1 protein-coding gene is annotated in these 1424 nt (G+C 67.5%); it reads left to right on the top strand.

Going from position 1 to position 1424, the window contains the following annotated elements; genetic code table 11:
- Nucleotides 1-123 precede the first annotated feature (123 nt).
- Nucleotides 124-1377, top strand: a complete 1254-nt coding sequence (locus ACFI33_RS11750; protein ID WP_078025632.1) for an IS256 family transposase — start codon at nucleotides 124-126, stop codon at nucleotides 1375-1377.
- Nucleotides 1378-1424: the final 47 nt, after the last annotated feature.

The raw sequence follows: 1424 nt of genomic DNA, 5'->3' as shown, positions 1-1424 counted from the left end.
GAGTTGAGTCCCGCATAGTGGTGTAGCGCCCGGTGGTCGGGCGTGTCGTCTCAGACGTGGTCGCGGCCACCGTGTGATCCGTCGAGTCAACCTTCCACAGAATCCTCGAATGGAGTCATCACGATGACCGCTCCTCATATTCTCGACCCTGCCGGCCTGCTCGGAGAAGCCCTGTCTGAAGCGTCCCCGGACATGATGCGCCATCTGCTGCAGACCATGATCAACACCTTGCTGTCCGCGGATGCCGACGCGGTGGTCGGTGCCGAATGGGGCAAGCCCAGCTCCTCGCGCACTGCTCAGCGGAACGGGTACCGCCACCGGGACCTGGACACCCGGGTCGGCACCCTGGACGTGGCCATCCCCAAGCTCAGATCGGGCACGTACTTCCCGGACTGGCTACTTGAACGCAGGAAGAGAGCGGAGTCGGCGCTGATCACCGTGGTCGCTGACTGCTACCTCGCCGGGGTCTCGACCCGACGGATGGACAAGCTGGTCAAGACTCTGGGCGTCAACGCCCTGTCCAAGTCCCAAGTCTCCCGGATGGCCACCGAGCTCGACGAGCAGGTCGAGGCCTTCCGCCACCGCCCGCTCGGGGTGGCCGGCCCGTTCACGTTCGTGGCCGCCGATGCGCTGAGCATGAAGGTCCGCGAGGGCGGGCGCGTGGTCAACGCCGTGGTGCTGCTGGCCACCGGGGTCAACGCTGACGGCCACCGCGAGGTCCTGGGCCTGCGGGTCGCCACCTCGGAGACCGGGGCGGCGTGGAACGAGTTCTTCGCCGACCTGGTCGCCCGCGGCCTGGCCGGGGTCCGGTTGGTCACTTCTGACGCCCACACCGGACTCAAGGACGCCATCGCGGCGAACCTGCCCGGAGCGACGTGGCAGCGCTGCCGCACCCATTACGCGGCGAACCTGATGGGCATCACCCCGAAGAACATGTGGCCGGCCGTGAAAGCCATGCTGCACTCGGTCTATGACCAGCCCGATGCGGCCAGCGTGCACGCGCAGTTCGACCGGCTCCTGGACTACGTGAGCGGGAAGCTGCCCACCGTGGCTGAGCACCTCGACGCCGCCCGGGCGGACATCCTGGCCTTCACCACGTTCCCGAAGGACGTCTGGACGCAGGTCTGGTCGAACAACCCGGCCGAGCGGCTCAACCGGGAGATCCGCCGTCGCACCGACGCGGTGGGCATCTTCCCCAACCGGGCGGCCATCGTCAGGCTAGTGGGTGCGGTGCTGGCCGAGCAGACCGATGAATGGGCCGAGGGTCGACGCTACCTCGGTCTCGAAGTCCTGGCCCGCTGCAGGCTCACCACCGTGACCAACACCGGAGACGAGGTGGACCCCGACACCGAACTCACCCTCGGCCTCAGCGCCTGACCCCCATGAAGGATCAGACCGCTACACCATCACGAGGGGCTTGACCC

The sequence above is a fragment of the Micrococcus sp. PSi08 genome (assembly GCF_054960655.1).
This window is presented reverse-complemented; position numbering and strand designations above follow the sequence as displayed.